The following is an 18,181-nucleotide window of genomic DNA, read 5'->3' on the forward strand; positions in this document are numbered from 1 at the left end:
TTCCTGTAATGATTGCGTCATCTTTGCGAACTCGACGTACCATGTATCCATCTTCTTATGTGTTCTCAAAATGAAACTTCTTGTGGTCGAAGATGAGCCCAAAACGGGCGAATACATTCAGCGTGGACTTACCGAAGCCGGGTTCGTTGTCGATTTGGCAAAAAATGGCTTGGACGGTTACCATCTGTCCATGACCGAGCCGTATGACCTGGTCATCTTGGATGTCATGCTGCCCGACGTGGATGGCTGGCGTATCGTCCAGTCCCTTCGTGATGCCCAAAAGACGGTCCCTGTCTTGTTCCTGACGGCGCGGGATAGCGTCTCCGACAGGGTCAAGGGGCTGGAAATGGGGGCAGACGACTATCTCGTCAAACCATTTGCCTTTTCTGAACTGCTGGCCAGGGTACGCACCTTGCTGCGCCGGGGTAGCAACGTGGTACTGCAAGATCGTTTGACGGTCGCAGACTTGGTGCTCGATCTCCCTCGACGCAGCGCCAGCAGAGGCGGCCGAAAGCTGGTGCTTACAAGCAAGGAATTCGCGTTACTTGAGTTCTTGGCACGGCGCCGTGGTGAGGTGCTACCTCGTTCACTGATTGCATCCCAGATCTGGGACATCAATTTCAACAGTGACTCGAACGTCATCGATGTGGCCATCCGGCGCCTGCGCGCCAAGGTAGATGACGGCTTCGATCACAAGCTGATTTTGACAGTACGAGGGGTGGGATACATTCTGGATGATGCTGACGCGCCCGGGAGCGCCGCGTGATTCGCCAACGGTCCCTGACCGTACGCCTCACGGCGCTGTTTGCGCTGGCATCTACGGCCGTCCTGGTCGGTCTTGGGCTGCTCATTATGTCCACTGTGGCCAAGCACTTTACCGACCAGGACGAACAGCTTCTAGAAAAGGAGCTTGAGCTCATCCGCATGGTAGTCAACGAGCGCGGTGCTGGTGCCATCACCAGTACGTTCGGCGAAGCATTGCACAACCACCCGGGCTTTTTCGTTCACATCAGCTCGATCGACGGCCGGCCTATGTATTCGACCCTTGCCGACGCGACCCAGCCAATCCTGGCGGCAGCCAAGCGTGTAGCCAGCGGTCATTCGTTCGCGGTCAATGCAGGCCAGCATCAGGAATTTCAGGCCATTAAAGCCTACTTGAAAGACGACAAAAGCAGCGAGCAGCTGCAAGTCATTGTTGCGGTCGATACGGAAATCCATGACCACTTCATGCGCAATTTCCAGACGACATTGATTTTGTATGTGGCGGGATCCGCGGTGATCGTGGTCTTGCTCAGCTGGTGGGCTGCCCGGCGCGGCTTAGCGCCGCTACGAGCGATGTCGGACAAAGTGCAAGCCGTCTCTTCGCATAACTTTGGCGAACGCATGCCCATCGAGACGTTGCCGGTTGAAATCGCCGACCTAGCGGCCAAGCTGAACGCCATGCTGGAACGCCTCCAGCAAGATTTCCATCGCATCACCAACTTTTCGACCGATATCGCCCACGAGCTGCGCACGCCTATCACCAACTTGCTCACGCAAACGGATGTGGTCTTGACCCAGCAGCGCACCAATGAGGCCTACCGGGACACACTTTCCTCGAATGCCGAGGAATTGCAGCGGCTGGCCAGAACCATTTCCGACATGCTGTTCCTGGCCCAGACGGAAAACGGTATCAGCCTGCCCAGCTATGAGCCGCTCAAGCTCCAGGACGAAATTACCGAGCTTTTAGACTTCTATGATGCCTTGGCAGAAGAAAAAGGCGTGAATCTACAGTTGACGGGCGATGCCATCGTCCGGGGGGATCGCTTGATGGTCCGCCGCGCGTTGAGCAACCTCATCTCCAATGCCATGCGCTACACGCCAGCGGCTGGAAGCATCGCGGTATCGATCGCCAGGTCTGAAGGCGACGTGCTGGTAGCCGTCGAGAATGACGGCCCCGAAATCCCGGAGGAGCATCTTCCTCACTTGTTTGACCGGTTTTACCGAGCAGACAAGTCCCGCACCAAGCTTGATACCGATTCCGCTGGACTGGGCTTATCCATCACGCAGGCCATTATGCGGGCCCACCAGGGGAACGTCACCGTACGCTCGTCACAGGGGAAAACGCGCTTCACGCTGCGATTCCCTAATATGACGTTCTAGCAGCGTCTCCAGTGCTGTCCTGACGATCTATACGATCGTCTCGCCTGCAGAGGCTGGAGGCAATTCACGAAAAGCGTAGCAATTTGCCTTGGCGTCATTCAGGGCGTGATGCTCGGGCAGCTTATTCTGCTTGTGGAACTCGTACCGCAATAGCTCATTGATACGGTCAGCAACAAGCCGGCGCCGACACCATGGCGGCACCCGTCCATCCAACACATCGTAGAAGAGATCCCAATCCGTCTGGTAGTCGTAGCAAATGAAGACTTCTTGGTCCTTCGGCCGTACCAGCCTGAGCCAATTGGTCATCTGCAGGTAGAGTTCATCCTTGGTCATTTCCGCATGTGGTGCGTATCCCAGGAGCGGAAGGACGGCGGCCTTGACGAATTCGCTGCATTCCCGAACCTCGTAGGGAAGCTCGGCGTAAAACTCCTCGCCGCTTTGTGCGACCAGGCCGATGCTGATCAACTGCGGATCGAGAAAATCGGTGAACTCGGTGTCGATGAATACGTTGAATGACATCCTCTGGTCCTTTACGAAACAACCGCGCTGGCTTGACGCTGCTCCGCGAGCGTGGCGTGTCCCAATACCCAGGGCATCAGCCTGGCGATATTGATTGCATCATCCAACCCGCGATGATGCTGCCCCTCTCGGCTGATCCCGCTCAGCGCGCACGCTCGGACCATGCCCACTTCCTTGCCGATGCGCTGGGCCTTCGCAAACAGTCGCTTGGCATTCTGGTGGGGCATGGTCAAGGGCATTGCGATCCCGTGACGCTGGGCGTCCCTGGTCAGTTGCTTGTGGTCATAGTTTCCCCAGCTCATCCAGACGGTATCGGGCGACACCATGTCGTTGATGAAGGCCTGCAGCGCCTGCGCGGCGACAGGAAACAGTGGTGCGTGATCCACTTCCTCTTGCGTGATGCCGATCAACTGCTTGCAAAATGGCGTGAGTATCGGTCGCGCCAGCGGCCTGACCAAGTGCTGAAACCGCTCAAGCACCACGCCACCTTCGGTGGTCCAGCAGGCACCGATTTCAATGATTTCCATCTCTTCCGGCGGGATGCTGCCGTCATCCGAACAGGTCGCTTCAAGATCGACTACCAAAAATCGTTTTTCCATTTTTATCACGTAGCTTCTGCTGATTACAGAAAGGATACCTGATGTATTTTCTCCATGGCGGATATGACAAATGGGAAGCCGGCTCCACCTAAAGGTAATAGATGGCTCCAAATAAGAATATTGCTTGGCACCATTTAAGTAGAGTGAGAGACGCGATAAATGGAGAATCGGTGGCGCTGCGAGACAGGGAATCCATGACGTGATTTATTTTCATGCCTTGGTGCTAGTTATCCTCCCGGGCATGGCACCTCTGAAACTCCCACTAGTGGTGCTCGTTAAGAAATACTAGGTGGTTCATTTGCGGAGAATACTCACTTATCATGTCTGATAAGAGAAAAACATATGTACAGTGGGTCTAGTAAATAGTTTTCAATGGAATATCTCGTTCCGTTTCCGAGAACAATAATGTGCTGTTCGCCTGTATTCACGCCGTCAAAATCAATAACGCCGAATACCAAGTCGCTACCAGATGCTCTTAATTTGCGGACGATTTCTATGACATCAGTGCAGTTAGATGTTCCGCTGTGCGGTTCAAGAAATATTGGCTGGTATGTTGGTCGATGTCTTCTGGAAAATATTCCATGGAGACGCTGGAAATATTGCACATCAAACTTACTTTCGACAAAAATCTGCTTTCTGTTTTCATACGAAATCTTCAAGAAATCTATGCCTGCCGTGAGGATATCTACCGCATGAGCATTACTTACCATTCGAGGTATTTTCGTTTCTCTATCTACTTCGAAAACTGAGTTGTCAGGTGCCATAGCGACAGTTGACGGCGAGTGAGTAGTGACAATAACGTTGACCCCGGCCCTGTTTACTATGGTTTCCACCAAGGTATCAATCAGGAGTTTGGAAAACTGAGGGTGCAATGGCGCATCTGGCTCATCCAGAAGTAACAACTCCGGCTTCGCCCCTCCTTCCTGAGTATTGTATATAGCCAGTGCCAATGACATCAGAACGCGCTCGCCCGACGAAAGGTCATTCACCGAAATGTCGACACCTTTTGACCTATCTATCAGCCTAAGTCGATATGGCAGCTCGAAGTCACTCAGATGTGGGTTGATAACCTCGTAAGGTAGCTCAGCGCGCGCGAGAATTTCATTGATGAGATCCCACGGTGGTGGCCCATATTTTTCGGAAAATTCAGCTGCACTTAGAAAAGGTGGCGTTGGCAACCCTTTGCTTGCCCTTAGTTCAGCAAGTTCATTCTTCACCTGCCGCGTGTGATACGCCTTAAAAATTAGCGCCGTTTGACTGAAGAATAAGTTTGATTGGGCGATCTCAACGAAACTGATATTGGCGAGTACATCATCTTGAGTTAGCTCATCTAGTTCTTTGCCAGAGCGGGCAAGAATTTTGGCAATGACGGCATGCAAAGTTGGATTCTGGCCGTATGCAGGCAAAAATTCGCGAACTACATCGTTAGGTCTTTGGCGGCCTGCCTGCAGATGGTTTCGATAATGCTGCGCTAACGAACTTATCTGCCCCCACCAATTGCCCACGTTCGATATTAGTTGGCTTGGATCACATTGTTCCTCAACCTGGGGATTTAACCCATTGAAACCCACCAAGTGCACCGGTGTCACTTGTTTGCCGCGATCCACAATCGATGCGATGCCAGAATTTGAAAGCGCCTCAAGTAGATGGCTTTTACCACTGCCGTTTTTGCCGGTTAGGATGCTAAAAGACGGAAGATCGAAACTTAATCCGCGTGGGATAGATTTATGCGTTTGGTTGATAGTGATTTTCATTATTTTTCCCCAGTTGCATTTATTTTATCTAAGAGCTGATGAGTAAATAAATTTCCTTAATAATAGAATAGCTTGATAAGTTGAGTCGCTATTGGCGCATCAAAATGCGTCAACTTTGATGCCCGCTACTCGGCCCGTCTTTGTAGACGGGATGGGCTTTGGCGCCTGACGCAAATTTGAGTCAAAACCGACCCATGTAGCGGGCAGGCGCGGGGTGGGGGCAACCGCGCGCGCAGGGCCGGGAAAGTGATTTATACTGTACGCATATACAGTATTGTTGAAAAGTCACCATCCCGAGTTGTCGATATGTCATGCCTCACCTATCCCGCGCCGATCCCGCCAGGGAGTCCCGTCAGGCCCGTGCCGGCCATCCAGTTCGCCGGCGGGCCGCTGGCACTGCACATCACGCACAAGCTCCATGCCGGCTTCCCTAGCCCCGCTGCCGACTACACCGCCGATCCGCTGGACCTGAATCAATACCTGGTAGATCGCGTCGCCTGCACCTTCCTCTTCGATGTGGCCGGCTGGAGCATGAGCGGCGCGCACATCGTCGAGGGCGACAAGGTGGTGGTGGACCGTTCCATTTCGCCCCAGCCCGGCCACATCGTGGTGGCCATCGTCAATGGCGAATTCACCATCAAGCGCCTGCGCCTGGTCAACGGCGCCTACGAGCTCCACCCCGAGAACCCGGATTTCCGCCCGATCCGCTTCGGCGATGGCGAGGTGCTGGAGGTCTTCGGCGTGGTGGTGGGCGTGGCCAGGAAGATGCTGTGAGCACCCAGCCGCCTAGTCCGGTCGGTTTCGCCCTGGTCGACGTCAATAATTTCTACGTCTCCTGCGAGCGTGTTTTCGACCCCAAGCTCAGGGCCCGGCCCGTGGTGGTGCTGTCCAATAATGACGGGGGCGCAGTTGCGCGCTCCAATGAAGCCAAGGCGCTGGGCATCAAGATGGCCGCGCCCTGGTTCATGATGCAGGAGCTGGCACGCCAGCATGGCATCGTGGCGCTCTCTTCGAACTACACCCTCTACGCCGACATGAGTAATCGCGTCACCGACGTGCTGCACCAATATGGCATTACAAGACATCGATGCTGCGTGAAGACGCCTGCCCTTGGTCCTGAAGACTCGAAAGCACGTGGCCATCGCGATCAATCAATTCCATCGGTAATAGCCCTCTATAAACAAATTCAGCGCCGGCAGATCGCTGAGGCGGTGTAACCACACCCCTCCCAAGGAGCGGCTGTTGTGCAGAACGCACCAAGCGCCATTGACATGAAAAAGCGTGCCGATGTGGATGAAGTCAGAGCAGATCAACACCACGTCCCCATCCTGGATCTCGTGACGCTCAATGGGCCGCCCCAGCTCTGCCCGATAGCGCTCAATGGCGGCCGCAGGAGCAAGCCGCCTGGCGCGATGGGTCGGCATGACAATCTTCTTGCCGAATAGATCGCGCTGGAGCAGGACGGCCAGGTCCGCGCAATCGAAGGACGCCGGATCGTAACGCCGCCCGACGTACCTATTCAGTTCACGCAAGCGGCTCATCAGAAGATTTTCGGCGATGTCTTCGGGTCATGTCTCAGCCGGACCGCCTGCTGATGCAGCCGACAGTCTTGCGAGAGCGTGCCGCTGATAACGGATGCATCGACCGAGATCGAGACGATGGGCACCGACCAACTCCATTCGATGATTTCTGGACTCGCTCTGCTGGCGACCTTGACCACGGCATTCAGCGCAGCACCCGCAGGGAGCCTTTCCAGCTCGCCCATCAAGTCGCGACCTGTGTTACCGATCTCGATCTTGACCTGGGGCGCTTCTTCGCCGGAATCGGTTGGCAACGAAAAACGGAAGGGGAATCCCGTGTAGGTCCGACCGTTACTAACCCAGTCACGGGTACTCAATATCGTCATGCCAAGCACCGATCCGACCCGCACTTGATGCTGCAATGCGCCCGTCACGGCGCGTGCCAAGCAAAGGCGATGCCGGCATTGGCATAGGCCACATGGATCAGCAATCCGCTCTTGAAGGCCATGCCCTCTTGCTGCCCCCCGGTTTTCCCAAAGGGCATGCCCGGAGCGGCTGTCAGTGCCGGGGATCAACCCTAGGCCGGCAGCCTCATCGCTCAAAGCGCCGAATAACTGATAGGCAAGGATGATTTCGGGATGTTCTGATACAGCCACCACTCGCTGCAATGAAAAGGTCCGGGCCTCTACGAGCAGTGCCGCGATATCGTGGACATCGGGTTCCAAATTGTCGACTCCGTTATATATTATTGATTGCAGCTTTTTTATTTAACGGAAATTTATCAACATCTCCTGCTCTCCCCATCCCTAGCAGCGGCCAAAAAATTGATATCTTCGGACAAGATGGATTCTCTACATTCCTGGAATTTTCCGCGCAGCGTGACTGGCACGCGCCTGCTGGTGGACTTTGGTGTGGCTCAATCGATGAGCGAACGAGAATGCCTCCAGCAGACCGGCCTGCACCTCGAAGATCTGCGCAATCCTAGGCATGTGGTGGCGGCCGAACAGGAGCTGCGCGTCATCAGGAATTTGCTGCGCAAGTTGCAGGGACAGATTCCGCACCTAGGTATCGAGGTGGGCCTACGTTACCACTACACAACGCTCGGGATCCTCGGCTTCAACCTGGCCACCTGTGACAGCATACGGCAAGCGCTTGAGACGGTGGTGAGCAAATATTTCAATCTGACCTTCGCCTTCACGACCTTCCGTGTCACGGAAAGTGAGACGGAAACAGAGGTCATCATCGATGCCTCAGACGTTCCGCAAGATGTCCGCAGATTCATCATCGAACGCGACATCGCCGCTCTGATCGCCGTTCAACGCGAACTTTCGGCAGACAGGGGGGCGGCCCTGCGCGTCTGCTTCGCTTTTGACGATGACCAGCAAGCTGGACATTACGCACAGGCCCTGGGGGTTGCGACCTTATTCAATCATCGTCAAAACCGGGTCTGCTTCGATCGCCAGCGCATACTTGCGCCTCTGGCGCAAGCCAACGAACTGATACGCTGCATCACCGATGAACAATGCAGTCAACTGCGCACGCAATACCAGAATGGCATCAGCTTGGCGTACAGAGTCAGAGCGCGCCTCACCGAAGATCTCGAACTGGACATGGAACAATGCGCGCACGCCATGTTCATGAGCGCGCGCACGCTCCGACGCCAGCTCAATGAGGAAGCGACCTCGTTCAAGGCCATTAAGGAAAGGCTACGCCTCGACCTGGCTAGGCAATACCTTTTGGAACAAAGTCTATCCGTGGAAAACGTCGCGCTACGCCTGGGCTACCAATCCTCATCAGCGTTCGTCGCGGCGTTTCGTCGCATGACCAAGCAGACACCGCTGGAATTTCGCAAACACCAGTGGGAAGACATCCTTTAGAAATAGGCGGATCAAAAGCGCATGCCTACCACCGGGCTTCCGCCGGCTATGCGGGCAGAGTACGAATCCCGCGTTGTCTGTGTAAGCAGATTTAGCCTGCAGGTGGGCGTCTTCGAGGATGGAAATCGCCGCCGACCGACCTAAGGAGCCCGGCTGCAGCGAGACAGCGGCGAGGTCATCATGGAGCTGGTGGATGTCCAGGTGGATGCCATCAAGGCATCGCGCATGGTCATCAAGGGAATCGAGCGACGCCAGACCGGGAAGACAATGGAACTCGCCGAACTGTTTCATTCCGGAATTCCAACGCCGGACAACTGACGCAAAAATATTTACAAACCGCTTGCTCTGTTTATATGTTGATGTAGAATTTCTCAAATAAATAATTATTCAACTGAGGAGACAAGAATGGCATTCATCACGAACGCGTGGTATGTCGCGTGCTGGGCGGCACAAGTGAAACCAGGCGAAATGTTCCATCGGACCTTGCTCAATCAGCAGGTGGTTTTCTATCGCAAGCAGAACGGTGAGGCGGTGGCGCTTCAGGATCGCTGTCCACATCGCTTCATTCCCCTGCATCTCGGCAACCTGCGCGGCGATAGAATCGAGTGCGGCTATCACGGTCTACAGTTCGACTGCTCCGGAAAATGCGTCAAGAATCCCCACGGTGATGGAAAGATTCCGGCGGCAGCGAAGGTACGGTCCTACCCCGTGAACGAGAAGCACGGCATGCTTTGGATCTGGATGGGAGAGGGTGTGGGCGATCCGACGCAGATCCCGGACTACAGTGTCCTAGAGCCTGAATCGGGCTATCGGACCAGCACCGGCGGCTATATTCACATCAACGCCAACTATGAGCTGATGGCGGAAAACCTGCTCGATCTGAGCCATATCACCTATCTTCATGATGGACTGCTGGGTAGTCCGGAGCAGGTGGGGGCCGACCAGGAGGTGAAGGAGGAGGGTGGTCACATCATCTGCAACCGGTGGATGCCCAATGTCAGCGTGCCCGGCATCTTCGATATGCTGTACAAGCGCGATGGGAGGCACGTCGACATGTGGACCAACATGCGCTGGATTCCACCCAGCAGCTTCATCCTCGATTCGGGTGTGCATGCGCCGGGCGGCCAGCGCGAAAACAAGGGGTGGTATTTCGGCGTACACATCCTGACCCCCGAAACCGAGCGCACCACCCACTATCATTTTGCCGCCGCATTGCCATCGGGCACAGCGATGACCACCGAGGAAGCGGCACGCTATGCCGAATTGCGTCGCTTCGCCTTCGAGGAGCAGGACAAGCCCATGCTTGATGCCCAGCAGGCCGCGCTCGGCGAGGCCAACTTCTGGGACATGAAGCCGGTACTGCTGACCGTGGATGCAGGGCCTGTCCGCATGCGCCGTGCACTGGAACGCATGCTGGTCGCTGAGCGACAGGGCACCGCTACGACGGGCTGACAGACAGCCGATTCGCAATACCCATAAATAAAAAACCACAGAGGAGACAACAATGCAGAATGCATGGAAAGGCGCCGCCATGGCCGCCTTGGTCGCGGCCGCATGGGTGCCAGCTGCTGCGCAGACGCCGGTGAAGATAGGATTCATCGGTGAACTGTCGGGGCCGCAGGCCTCGATCGGGCGCGATCAGTACGATGGTTTCATGCTGGTCGTCGAACGCAATGGCGGCAAGCTGGGCAATGTGCCGGTTCAGGTGATCAAGGAAGACACGCAACTCAAGCCGGATGTGGCCAACCAGGCGGTGCGGCGGCTGATCGAGAAGGAAAAGGTGTCGATCATCACCGGTGTGTCCTTCTCCAACATCATGATGGCGGTGCACAAGTATGTGACCGACCAGCAGGTCTTCCTGATCGGTTCCAACGCCGGCCCCTCGCAGATCGCCGGCGCACAATGCTCTGCCTACCAGTTCATCACCGCCTGGCAGGGTGACCAGGCCGCCGAAGTGGTCGGCAAGTATGCCACCGATCGGCAATACAAACGTGTGCTGTTGATGGCTCCGAACTACCAGGCCGGCAAGGATACGCTGGCCGGCTTCAAGCGCCATTACAAGGGGCAGGTGGTGGAGGAGATCTACACGCAGCTGAATCAGCTGGATTTTGCGGCGGAGATCTCGCAGGTGTCGGCGGCCAGGCCGGATGCGGTCTTCGCCTTCTTCCCCGGTGGCCTGGGTGTCAGTTTCGCCAAGCAATATGCGCAGGCGGGCCTGATGAAGAAAGTGCCCTTGCTGTCGGTGTTCGTGGCCGACGCCATCAACCTGCCATCGATTGGCGATAACGCCCTGGGCATGGTCAGTGGCAGCTTCTGGGGGCCGGATCTGGAGGTGGCGGCCAACAAGCGCTTCGTCGAGGACTTCGAGAAGAAGTATGGGCGGATTCCTTCCAACTATGCTGCCCAAAGCTATGATGCCGCGCAGTTGCTGGACTCTGCCATCGCGAAGGTCAGCGGCAACGTGGCGGACAAGCCGGCGTTCATGGCCGCGCTCAAGGCAGCAGATTTCCATTCCGTACGGGGGAGCTTCCGCTTCAACAACAATCATTTCCCGATCCAGGACATGCGCATCCTGGAAGTGGCCAAGGATCGCAAGGGACGGCTGAGCCTCAAGACCGTGGCCACGCCCTTCAAGGCGGTCGAGGACGCCTATCACGACAAGTGCCCGCTGAAGAACTGATCAGCGTTTCTTTACTCCACGACGGGATGGTCCAGCGGCCGTCTCGGCTGCATCCATGACCCTCAAGACCATTCCCGTGCGCGTCGTCGAGAAGCGCCGCGCTGCATTAGATATCTGCCTCTTCGAACTCGAGCGTAGCGATGGCCAGGCCTTGCCGGCGTTCAGCGCCGGTTCGCACATCGACGTTCATCTGCCTAGTGGTCTGGTGAGGCAGTATTCGCTCTGCAACGATCCCGCACAGCACCAGCGCTACCAGATCTGCGTACTGCTCGATCCCCATACCCGCGGTGGATCACTGGCCATGCACGATAAGGTGGCTGTCGGCGACACGCTGCTGATCGGCGAACCGCGCAACCTATTCCGCCTGGTGCCCGGTGAACATGCGGTGGTGCTGCTGGCGGGCGGCATCGGTGTGACGCCCTTGCTGTCGATGGCCTGGAAACTGCTGGCCCAGGGACGCCGCTTCCACCTGCATTACTTCACCCGCAGCGCCGAGCGAACGGCCTTTCATGCGCAGATACTGCAGTCGCCTCTGCGTGCGATGGTGTCGTTCTGGTTCGATGATGCTCCCGGGGTGGCGCGGCCGAGTATAGGCGACATCTTGGGCCATACGGAGCCGGACGCTCATGTCTATGCCTGTGGCCCACTTGGCTTTCTCAAGTACGTGCAGGATACCTGTGCGCAGATGCAATGGGCACATCTCCACTACGAGGCTTTCACTGCCGCGCCGGTAGCGGCCGGGGAGGCCTTCACGGTCAAGCTGCAAAGCAGCGGCCGTCTGATAGCGATCCCGGCCGGGCAGACCGTCGTGGAAGCGCTGGCCCAGGCGGGGGTCGAGATCCCAGTTTCCTGTGAACAAGGGATTTGCGGAACCTGCCTTACCCGGGTCTGCGAAGGCGTGCCGGATCATCGTGACCAGTATCTGACAGACCAGGAACGGGAACGGGGCGACCAGTTTACGCCGTGCTGTTCGCGCGCGAGGTCGCCGGTACTGGTGCTGGACCTGTGAGCGCAAGGCGAGACCGGGACGTGGAACCCGCCTCGCCTGAAAGAAATCGGCAAACTGGAGGACCTTGTCGCACATGCGTTGGCACCGGAAATCCGCGCGGCACGGCGGTATAATGGATGCCCACAGGTAATTTTTCCACTTTCAAAAAATGGTCTCCTCCGTCGCTTCGTCAATTGGGCTGCACACCGACGCAGATAACCGTCTGATGCAGTCCACCGGACAGGGTGACAGCGCGACGCAGCAAAAGCCGGCCCGCCGCAGCCAGAGCGATCGTACCCGCGAGGCGCGCGACCGCTTGCTGACTGCGGCCATCGAGGTGTTGATGGAAAAGGGCTACGCCGGCCTGACCACCAAAGAGGTGGCCACCCGCTCCGGCCTGTCCAACGGCGCCTTGATGCATCACTTCAATTCCAAGGCTGAACTGGTGGTGGCCGCCACCGCAGCCGTCTACGAGGTCGCGATCGAACGTGGCCAGCGAGTGGCCAAGTCGTCCAAGGCTGTCAAGGATCCGGTAGCGGGCTTCATTACCGACAGCCTGAGCGTGTATTTCGACTGGCCGTTCGTGGCGGCGCTGGAAGTCATCATCGTGGCGCGCACCGATGTCGAACTGATGGAGCAGATCTTGCCGGTGATGCAGCACTATCGCGAGACCACCAACGAAGTGTGGCTGCAGGTGTTTCGTGCCGCAGGTTTCTCTGCCAAGCAGGCTAATACCATTCTCAATCTCACCCTGAACCTGGTAAGGGGCATGGCGATCAACCGTCTGTGGCGCCACGATGACAGCTACTACAGGCAGCTTCTCAAGGACTGGACCGGGCTGATCAAGTCGGCCATCAGTGTGAACTAACGGCCGGCCGGTTCCTGCATCGATGTACTGCCGGCGGCATTTTTCTTGTCTGAGAACAGATCGAACATCAACCGGCGTAGCCACTGGTTGCCTGGTTCCTTGTGAAACTTGGCATGCCAGAACACATTGATCCCGGTCTCCGGCAAGTCCACGGGATGCTCCAGAAAACGCAGGTTGAACGGGGCCAGGCACTGGCGCGCATAACGCTCCGGGACGGTGGCGATCATGTTGGTGGTCGAGAGGATATGGCCCACGGCCACGAAGTGTGGCACCGACAGGCGTATGTTTCGCCGGATCCCCTTGCGCTCGATGGCCTCGTCCAGCTTCGCGTGACCAGTGCCGGGTGCCACCACCATCACGTGTTCCGCCGCTGAAAATTCTTCCACCGAGATCTTCTTTTTGTCCAGTGCATGACCGCGTCGCATCAGGCAGACGTATTTCTGTTCGAAGAGCCGCTGCTGGAAAAATCCCGTCTTCAATTGCGGCAGCAGGCCGACCGCGAGGTCGACGTGGCCCGATTCCATCCCGTCCTTGAGATTGATGGTGGTGTTGCGCACGGTGTTGATCGAGATGTTAGGTGCGATGCCCGCCAGCGTGTCCATCAAGCGCGGCAGGAAATAGATCTCACCGATATCGGTCATGCCGATGGTGAAGGTGCGGCTGGTGCGTTCCGGGTCGAACAGGGCTTGCTGGTTGAGTGTGCTGTGTATGGCGCTGAGGGCATAGGCGATCGGCTCGGCCAGCTGGATCGATAGCGAGGTCGGCTCCATCCCCTTGGAGGTGCGCAGGAACAGTTCGTCACCCAGCAGGCGCCGCAGGCGGTTGAGCGCGTTGCTGATGGCTGGCTGTGTCTGGCCGAGCTTCTCGGCCACGATCGATACGCGACGGTCGACGAGCAATTGGTTGAACACCACCAGCAGGTTGAGATCGATGTCCTTGAGTTCCATTCCAGCTCCCGGGTCACTTGAGTAATATCACTGTCAGTGATTTTTGAAATTCAGAGAATACTATATATTTATAAATAGCCACTTCCTATAATCGCCTCACCCAACAAAAAAATGACAAGCAGGCTGAGGAGACAGGCATGGAACTGGTGGTGCAACCACTCGGGCGTTCGTTCGCCGTAGAGGCGGGAGACAATCTGCTGGAGGTACTGCAGGCCAATGGCGTGCCGGTGTCCTACAGCTGTCGTGCAGGCCGCTGCGGAACCTGCCGCTGCAAGCTCGTCGAAGGCAAGGTGCTGGAGTCTGCTGGCGATGCCAAGCTGACCAACCCGGGCGGGGGCAGCCATGTGTTGGCCTGCATGAGCGTGCTGACCGAGAGCTGCGTGGTGGAGATTCCGGAGCCCGACGAGATCGTGGCCCATCCCGCGCGCATCCTCAAGGCGAGCGTGGTGGCGATCGAGGATCTCACGCACGACATCAAGCGCCTGGTGCTCAAGTCAGCCAAGCCGCTCTCGTTCTCGGCAGGCCAGTACGCCATTCTGCAATTTACGCCGGAACACATCCGGCCTTATTCGATGGCCGGTGTGGCCGACGACGACACCCTCGAATTCCATATTCGCAAGGTACCCGGTGGGCGGGTCACCGGCTATGTCTTCGATACGCTCAAGCTGGGCGATGCCGTGCGGGTATCGGGCCCCATGGGCACGGCCTACCTGCGCAGGAAGCATGAAGGTCCGGTGCTGTGCATCGCCGGCGGGACCGGGCTAGCCCCGGTGTTGTCGATCGTGCGCGCGGCTACTGCGTTGAAGATGACCAATCCCATCCACCTCTATTTCGGCGTGCGCTCGTCCGCAGACGTCTATGGGCAAGCGTGGCTGGATGAGCTGGCGCAGCGCAACCCGAACCTGCATGTCCACGTGGTCATCGCCACCAACGAGCCGGGTACCCGCCACCGCGTGGGTCTGGTGACCGATGCGGTCTCGGCCGACTGGAGCGATCTGCGCGACTGGCGTGCCTACCTGTGCGGTGCGCCGCCAATGGTCGAGGCGGCGACCCTGATCGCCAAAGCCAGGGGGATCGCGATGGAGCATATCTACGCCGATGCGTTCTACGCCAGTCCTGACTGACAGCAAGAGACCGAAACAAGGAGACGAGATGAAAGCCGAAGTGCCAGAAATGGTGCGTGCCGAGCGCCGCCAGTACTACGACCAGATCAATCATTTCAGCATGACGCCGCTATGGGAAGTGTTGGGCCGGCTCGTGCCGAGGCAGCCGACGCCAGCCATTACACCAGTGTTGTGGAAGTACGCCGACGTGCGCGAGCATGTGATGCAGGCCGGCCGACTGATCAGCGCCGAGGAGGCCGAGCGGCGCGTGCTGATCCTGGAAAATCCCGGGCTGCGCGGCAACTCCTCCGTCACCCAGACGCTGTATGCGGGCCTGCAACTGATCATGCCGGGAGAAGTGGCACCGGCACACCGCCATACCCAATCGGCCTTGCGCCTGGTGCTGGACGGCGAGGGTGCCTATACCGCGGTGGACGGCGAGCGGGCCACCATGCGACGCGGTGACTTCATCATCACGCCAGCGTGGACCTGGCATGACCACGGCAATCTGGGCAAAGACCCGGTGGTCTGGCTGGATGGGTTGGATATTCCGCTGGCGCGCTTCTTCGATACTGGCTTCGCGGAACCTGGCGCGGCCCATTCTCAGGGGGTGACCCGGCACGAAGGCGATGCGCTGGCGCGCTATGGCAGCAACATGGTACCGGTCGATTTCCACCAGCCGCCCAGTGCGCCCACCAAGGTCTTCGTCTACCCGTTTGCGCAGACCCGCAGCGCCCTCAAGACGATCGCACTGGGTGACATTGATGCACACCACGGGTACAAGCAGCGCTTCGTGAATCCGGCCACCGGCGCATCGCCCATGCCAACCATGGGCGCCTTCATCCAGCTGCTGCCCGCCGGTTTCGAGAGCCTGCCTTATCGCAGTACGGATGCCACCGTCTACGTCTGCCTGGAAGGCGAGGGCGAGGCCCTGGTCGGCGACCAGCTGCTGAAGTTCCAGGAAAACGATGTGTTCGTCCTGCCCTCCTGGTACACGCTGCAGTTGCGGGCCGGGCGCGAGACGATCCTGTTCAGCTATTCCGACCGGCCGGCGCAGCAGGCCATCGGCTTCTGGCGCGAAGAGCGCTTGCCGGCACATCGGCAAGCCTGATCAATCCGTCCATCCATTTCGACCCGTGCGTCTGGCTGCTCGGATGGCCGGGCACTTACTCAATCTTCAATCGGAGCCTTCATGAACTACGCCGTACCCGTTGCGCCTGTCATCCACCTCGAGATCGCCGGCAGCACCGATGTCTTCCCCGTCAATCGTATCTTCTGCGTGGGGCGTAACTATGCCGCCCACGCACGCGAAATGGGCAAGGATCCCGAGCGCGATCCCCCGTTCTTCTTCATGAAGCCGGCCAATGCTGCCGTGCAGGCAGGCCAGAGCGAGAGCCGCATTCCCTATCCGCCCATGACCGCCAACTTCCACCATGAGATCGAACTGGTGGTCGCCATCGGCCGTGGCGGCAAGGACATCACTGTCGACGACGCCCTGTCGCATGTGTACGGCTATGCCGTCGGCCTGGACATGACGCGCCGCGACCTGCAGCTGGATGCACGCGAAAAGGGACGTCCCTGGGAGTTCGGAAAGTCCTTCCGAGATTCCGCGCCGATCGGCCCGATTCACCCGGTGGCCAGCGTCGGCCAGGTCACAGGCGGCGCCATTGCCTTGACTGTCAATGGTCAAGCTCGTCAGCACTCCGACGTCAAGGAACTGATCTGGTCGGTCGCAGAAAGCATTGCCTACCTGTCGCAATACGAGCCACTGGAACCCGGCGACATCATCATGACCGGCACTCCGGAAGGCGTGGCTGCTGTGGTCCGCGGTGACCTGATGGAAGGCAGCGTCGAAGGCCTTGGCACGATCCGCGTGCGCGTGGCGGACTGATCGCCGTTGGTAGCAGAGGAGACCTGACATGCATAACCCCAGCGAAGCTTTCCCGGTCGAGCAGAAATGGGCCGGTGGCGGTTCCAGCCGCATCCCGTTCTGGGCCTATACCGACCAGGGCTTGTACCAGCGCGAACTGGAACGATTCTTCTATCGTGGGCACTGGAACTATGTCGGCCTGGAGGCCGAGATCCCGCATCATGGCGACTTCAAGCGCACGGTCGTGGGCGAACGATCGGTGGTGATGATCCGCGATGCAGACGGCGAGATCAATGTGGTCGAGAACGTTTGCGCCCATCGCGGCATGCAGTTCTGTCGCGAGCGCAGCGGCAACCGCAAGGAACTGGTGTGTCCCTATCACCAGTGGAACTACAAGCTCAACGGCGATCTGCAGGGCGTACCGTTCCGGCGCGGGGTCAAGCAGGATGGCAAGGTCAACGGCGGCATGCCAAGCGATTTCAAGGTTGAGGAGCACGGCCTGACCAAGCTCAAGGTGGCGCGCCGCGGCGGCGTCGTGTTCGCCTCCTTCGACCAGGACGTGGAGTCGCTGGAAGATTTCCTCGGGCCGCAGATCCTGGCCTACTTCGATCGCCTGTTCAATGGGCGCCAGTTGAAGATCCTGGGCTATAACCGCCAGCGCATCCCGGGCAACTGGAAGCTGATGCAGGAAAACATCAAGGATCCGTATCACCCCGGACTGCTGCATACCTGGTTCGTGACCTATGGCCTGTGGCGGGCGGATAACAAGTCGCAGTTGCGCATGGACGACAAGTTCCGCCATGCAGCCATGATCTCTACCCGTGGCACCGGCGGAGTCAAGAACGAGGTGACGGCGGGTGTGAGCAGCTTCAAGGAGAGCATGCAGATCCAGGACAAGCGACTACTCGACATCGTCCAGGAAGACTGGTGGAAGGGGCCGACGGCCGTGATGATGACGGTATTTCCCAGCGTGATCTTCCAGCAGCAGGTCAACAGTGTGTCGACGCGCCACATCCAGCCCAACGGGGCCGGCTCTTTCGATTTCGTATGGACCCATTTCGGTTTCGAGGACGACACCGAGGAAATGACCGAACGCCGCCTGATCCAGGCCAACCTGTTTGGCCCGGCCGGTTTTGTTTCGGCCGACGACGGCGAAGTGATCGAGTTTTCCCAGAGTGGCTTCGAGCAGAAGCCGATTCACCGGACCCTGGCCGAACTGGATGGGCGCGACGTGCACGATACCGAGCACATGGTGACGGAGACCCTGATCCGGGGCATGTATGACTATTGGCGCAAGGTGATGGAGGTCTGATG

At 58.0% G+C, this 18,181-nt stretch carries 20 protein-coding genes; 14 read left to right on the forward strand and 6 right to left on the reverse strand.

The annotated features are described in order from the left end of the window. The first annotated feature begins 70 nt into the window (after window positions 1–70). Complete coding sequence (locus tag FYB76_RS20550) at window positions 71–766, forward strand: heavy metal response regulator transcription factor (protein WP_154134869.1); 696 nt, start codon at window positions 71–73, stop codon at window positions 764–766. Further along, the gene (locus tag FYB76_RS20555) at window positions 763–2,142 is read left to right on the forward strand and encodes a heavy metal sensor histidine kinase (RefSeq protein ID WP_222200423.1); all 1,380 of its coding nucleotides are present in this window, start codon (window positions 763–765) and stop codon (window positions 2,140–2,142) included. Before FYB76_RS20550 ends, FYB76_RS20555 begins: the two co-directional genes overlap by 4 nt. A 27-nt stretch (window positions 2,143–2,169) precedes the next feature. On the opposite strand, the gene FYB76_RS20560 is transcribed toward FYB76_RS20555, so the two are convergent. From FYB76_RS20560 to FYB76_RS20570, 3 genes are all read right to left on the reverse strand, one after another. Next, the gene (locus FYB76_RS20560; protein ID WP_154134870.1) at window positions 2,170–2,661 is read right to left on the reverse strand and encodes a 3'-5' exoribonuclease; all 492 of its coding nucleotides are present in this window, start codon (window positions 2,659–2,661) and stop codon (window positions 2,170–2,172) included. An 11-nt stretch (window positions 2,662–2,672) separates the two neighbouring features. Then, window positions 2,673–3,260: a 3'-5' exonuclease gene (locus FYB76_RS20565; protein ID WP_195724686.1), complete on the reverse strand. Its 588-nt coding sequence runs from the start codon at window positions 3,258–3,260 to the stop codon at window positions 2,673–2,675. Between the two features lie 311 nt (window positions 3,261–3,571). Further along, the gene (locus FYB76_RS20570; protein WP_154134871.1) at window positions 3,572–5,014 is read right to left on the reverse strand and encodes an AAA family ATPase; all 1,443 of its coding nucleotides are present in this window, start codon (window positions 5,012–5,014) and stop codon (window positions 3,572–3,574) included. A 306-nt stretch (window positions 5,015–5,320) separates the two neighbouring features. Between FYB76_RS20570 and FYB76_RS20575 the strand changes: the two genes are divergently transcribed. Next, the gene (locus tag FYB76_RS20575; RefSeq protein ID WP_154134872.1) at window positions 5,321–5,788 is read left to right on the forward strand and encodes a LexA family transcriptional regulator; all 468 of its coding nucleotides are present in this window, start codon (window positions 5,321–5,323) and stop codon (window positions 5,786–5,788) included. Further along, the gene (locus FYB76_RS27135; RefSeq protein ID WP_370516387.1) at window positions 5,785–6,231 is read left to right on the forward strand and encodes a hypothetical protein; all 447 of its coding nucleotides are present in this window, start codon (window positions 5,785–5,787) and stop codon (window positions 6,229–6,231) included. Before FYB76_RS20575 ends, FYB76_RS27135 begins: the two co-directional genes overlap by 4 nt. Here the strand turns inward: FYB76_RS27135 and FYB76_RS20585 are convergent. Both FYB76_RS20585 and FYB76_RS26900 read right to left on the reverse strand, forming a co-directional pair. After that, a complete protein-coding gene (locus FYB76_RS20585; RefSeq protein WP_154134873.1) occupies window positions 6,166–6,555 on the reverse strand; it encodes a hypothetical protein in 390 nt (129 codons plus the stop codon). The two genes, FYB76_RS27135 and FYB76_RS20585, sit on opposite strands and share 66 nt — an antisense overlap. Beyond that, the gene (locus tag FYB76_RS26900) at window positions 6,555–7,259 is read right to left on the reverse strand and encodes a DUF1833 family protein (protein WP_229297049.1); all 705 of its coding nucleotides are present in this window, start codon (window positions 7,257–7,259) and stop codon (window positions 6,555–6,557) included. Before FYB76_RS26900 ends, FYB76_RS20585 begins: the two co-directional genes overlap by 1 nt. 117 nt (window positions 7,260–7,376) lie before the next feature. Between FYB76_RS26900 and FYB76_RS20595 the strand changes: the two genes are divergently transcribed. The 6 genes from FYB76_RS20595 (at window position 7,377) to FYB76_RS20620 (ending at window position 12,947) form a co-directional block, all read left to right on the forward strand. Continuing rightward, complete coding sequence (locus FYB76_RS20595; protein WP_154134874.1) at window positions 7,377–8,411, forward strand: AraC family transcriptional regulator; 1,035 nt, start codon at window positions 7,377–7,379, stop codon at window positions 8,409–8,411. Window positions 8,412–8,591: 180 nt separating this feature from the next. Further along, window positions 8,592–8,729: a hypothetical protein gene (locus FYB76_RS20600; RefSeq protein ID WP_154134875.1), complete on the forward strand. Its 138-nt coding sequence runs from the start codon at window positions 8,592–8,594 to the stop codon at window positions 8,727–8,729. Between the two features lie 87 nt (window positions 8,730–8,816). Next, the gene (locus FYB76_RS20605; protein ID WP_154134876.1) at window positions 8,817–9,863 is read left to right on the forward strand and encodes an aromatic ring-hydroxylating dioxygenase subunit alpha; all 1,047 of its coding nucleotides are present in this window, start codon (window positions 8,817–8,819) and stop codon (window positions 9,861–9,863) included. A gap of 52 nt (window positions 9,864–9,915) precedes the next feature. Next, the gene (locus FYB76_RS20610; protein ID WP_154134877.1) at window positions 9,916–11,091 is read left to right on the forward strand and encodes an ABC transporter substrate-binding protein; all 1,176 of its coding nucleotides are present in this window, start codon (window positions 9,916–9,918) and stop codon (window positions 11,089–11,091) included. A gap of 55 nt (window positions 11,092–11,146) precedes the next feature. After that, window positions 11,147–12,100 carry a PDR/VanB family oxidoreductase gene (locus tag FYB76_RS20615; protein ID WP_154134878.1) on the forward strand — a complete coding sequence of 318 codons (954 nt, stop codon included), beginning with the start codon at window positions 11,147–11,149 and terminating at the stop codon, window positions 12,098–12,100. Between the two features lie 205 nt (window positions 12,101–12,305). After that, entirely contained in the window at window positions 12,306–12,947 is a 642-nt protein-coding gene (locus tag FYB76_RS20620; RefSeq protein WP_154134879.1) for a TetR/AcrR family transcriptional regulator, read from the forward strand. Here FYB76_RS20620 and FYB76_RS20625 read toward each other — a convergent pair. Further along, a complete protein-coding gene (locus FYB76_RS20625) occupies window positions 12,944–13,894 on the reverse strand; it encodes a LysR family transcriptional regulator (protein ID WP_154134880.1) in 951 nt (316 codons plus the stop codon). The genes FYB76_RS20620 and FYB76_RS20625 overlap by 4 nt on opposite strands. 137 nt (window positions 13,895–14,031) lie before the next feature. Here FYB76_RS20625 and FYB76_RS20630 point away from each other — a divergent pair, with 137 nt between their 5' ends. The 4 genes from FYB76_RS20630 to FYB76_RS20645 all read left to right on the forward strand — a co-directional run bounded on the left by FYB76_RS20630 (window position 14,032) and on the right by FYB76_RS20645 (window position 18,179). Further along, a complete protein-coding gene (locus FYB76_RS20630) occupies window positions 14,032–15,018 on the forward strand; it encodes a 2Fe-2S iron-sulfur cluster-binding protein (protein ID WP_154134881.1) in 987 nt (328 codons plus the stop codon). Between the two features lie 28 nt (window positions 15,019–15,046). Continuing rightward, window positions 15,047–16,108: a gentisate 1,2-dioxygenase gene (gtdA, locus tag FYB76_RS20635; protein WP_154134882.1), complete on the forward strand. Its 1,062-nt coding sequence runs from the start codon at window positions 15,047–15,049 to the stop codon at window positions 16,106–16,108. An 81-nt stretch (window positions 16,109–16,189) separates the two neighbouring features. Continuing rightward, complete coding sequence (locus FYB76_RS20640) at window positions 16,190–16,888, forward strand: fumarylacetoacetate hydrolase family protein (RefSeq protein ID WP_154134883.1); 699 nt, start codon at window positions 16,190–16,192, stop codon at window positions 16,886–16,888. Window positions 16,889–16,916: 28 nt separating this feature from the next. After that, window positions 16,917–18,179 (forward strand): aromatic ring-hydroxylating dioxygenase subunit alpha, encoded by a 1,263-nt coding sequence (locus FYB76_RS20645; RefSeq protein ID WP_154134884.1) that lies wholly within the window; start codon window positions 16,917–16,919, stop codon window positions 18,177–18,179. Window positions 18,180–18,181 lie beyond the last annotated feature (2 nt).

The organism is Herbaspirillum sp. CAH-3 (genome assembly GCF_009668275.1).
GTDB lineage: Bacteria > Pseudomonadota > Gammaproteobacteria > Burkholderiales > Burkholderiaceae_D > Herbaspirillum > Herbaspirillum aquaticum.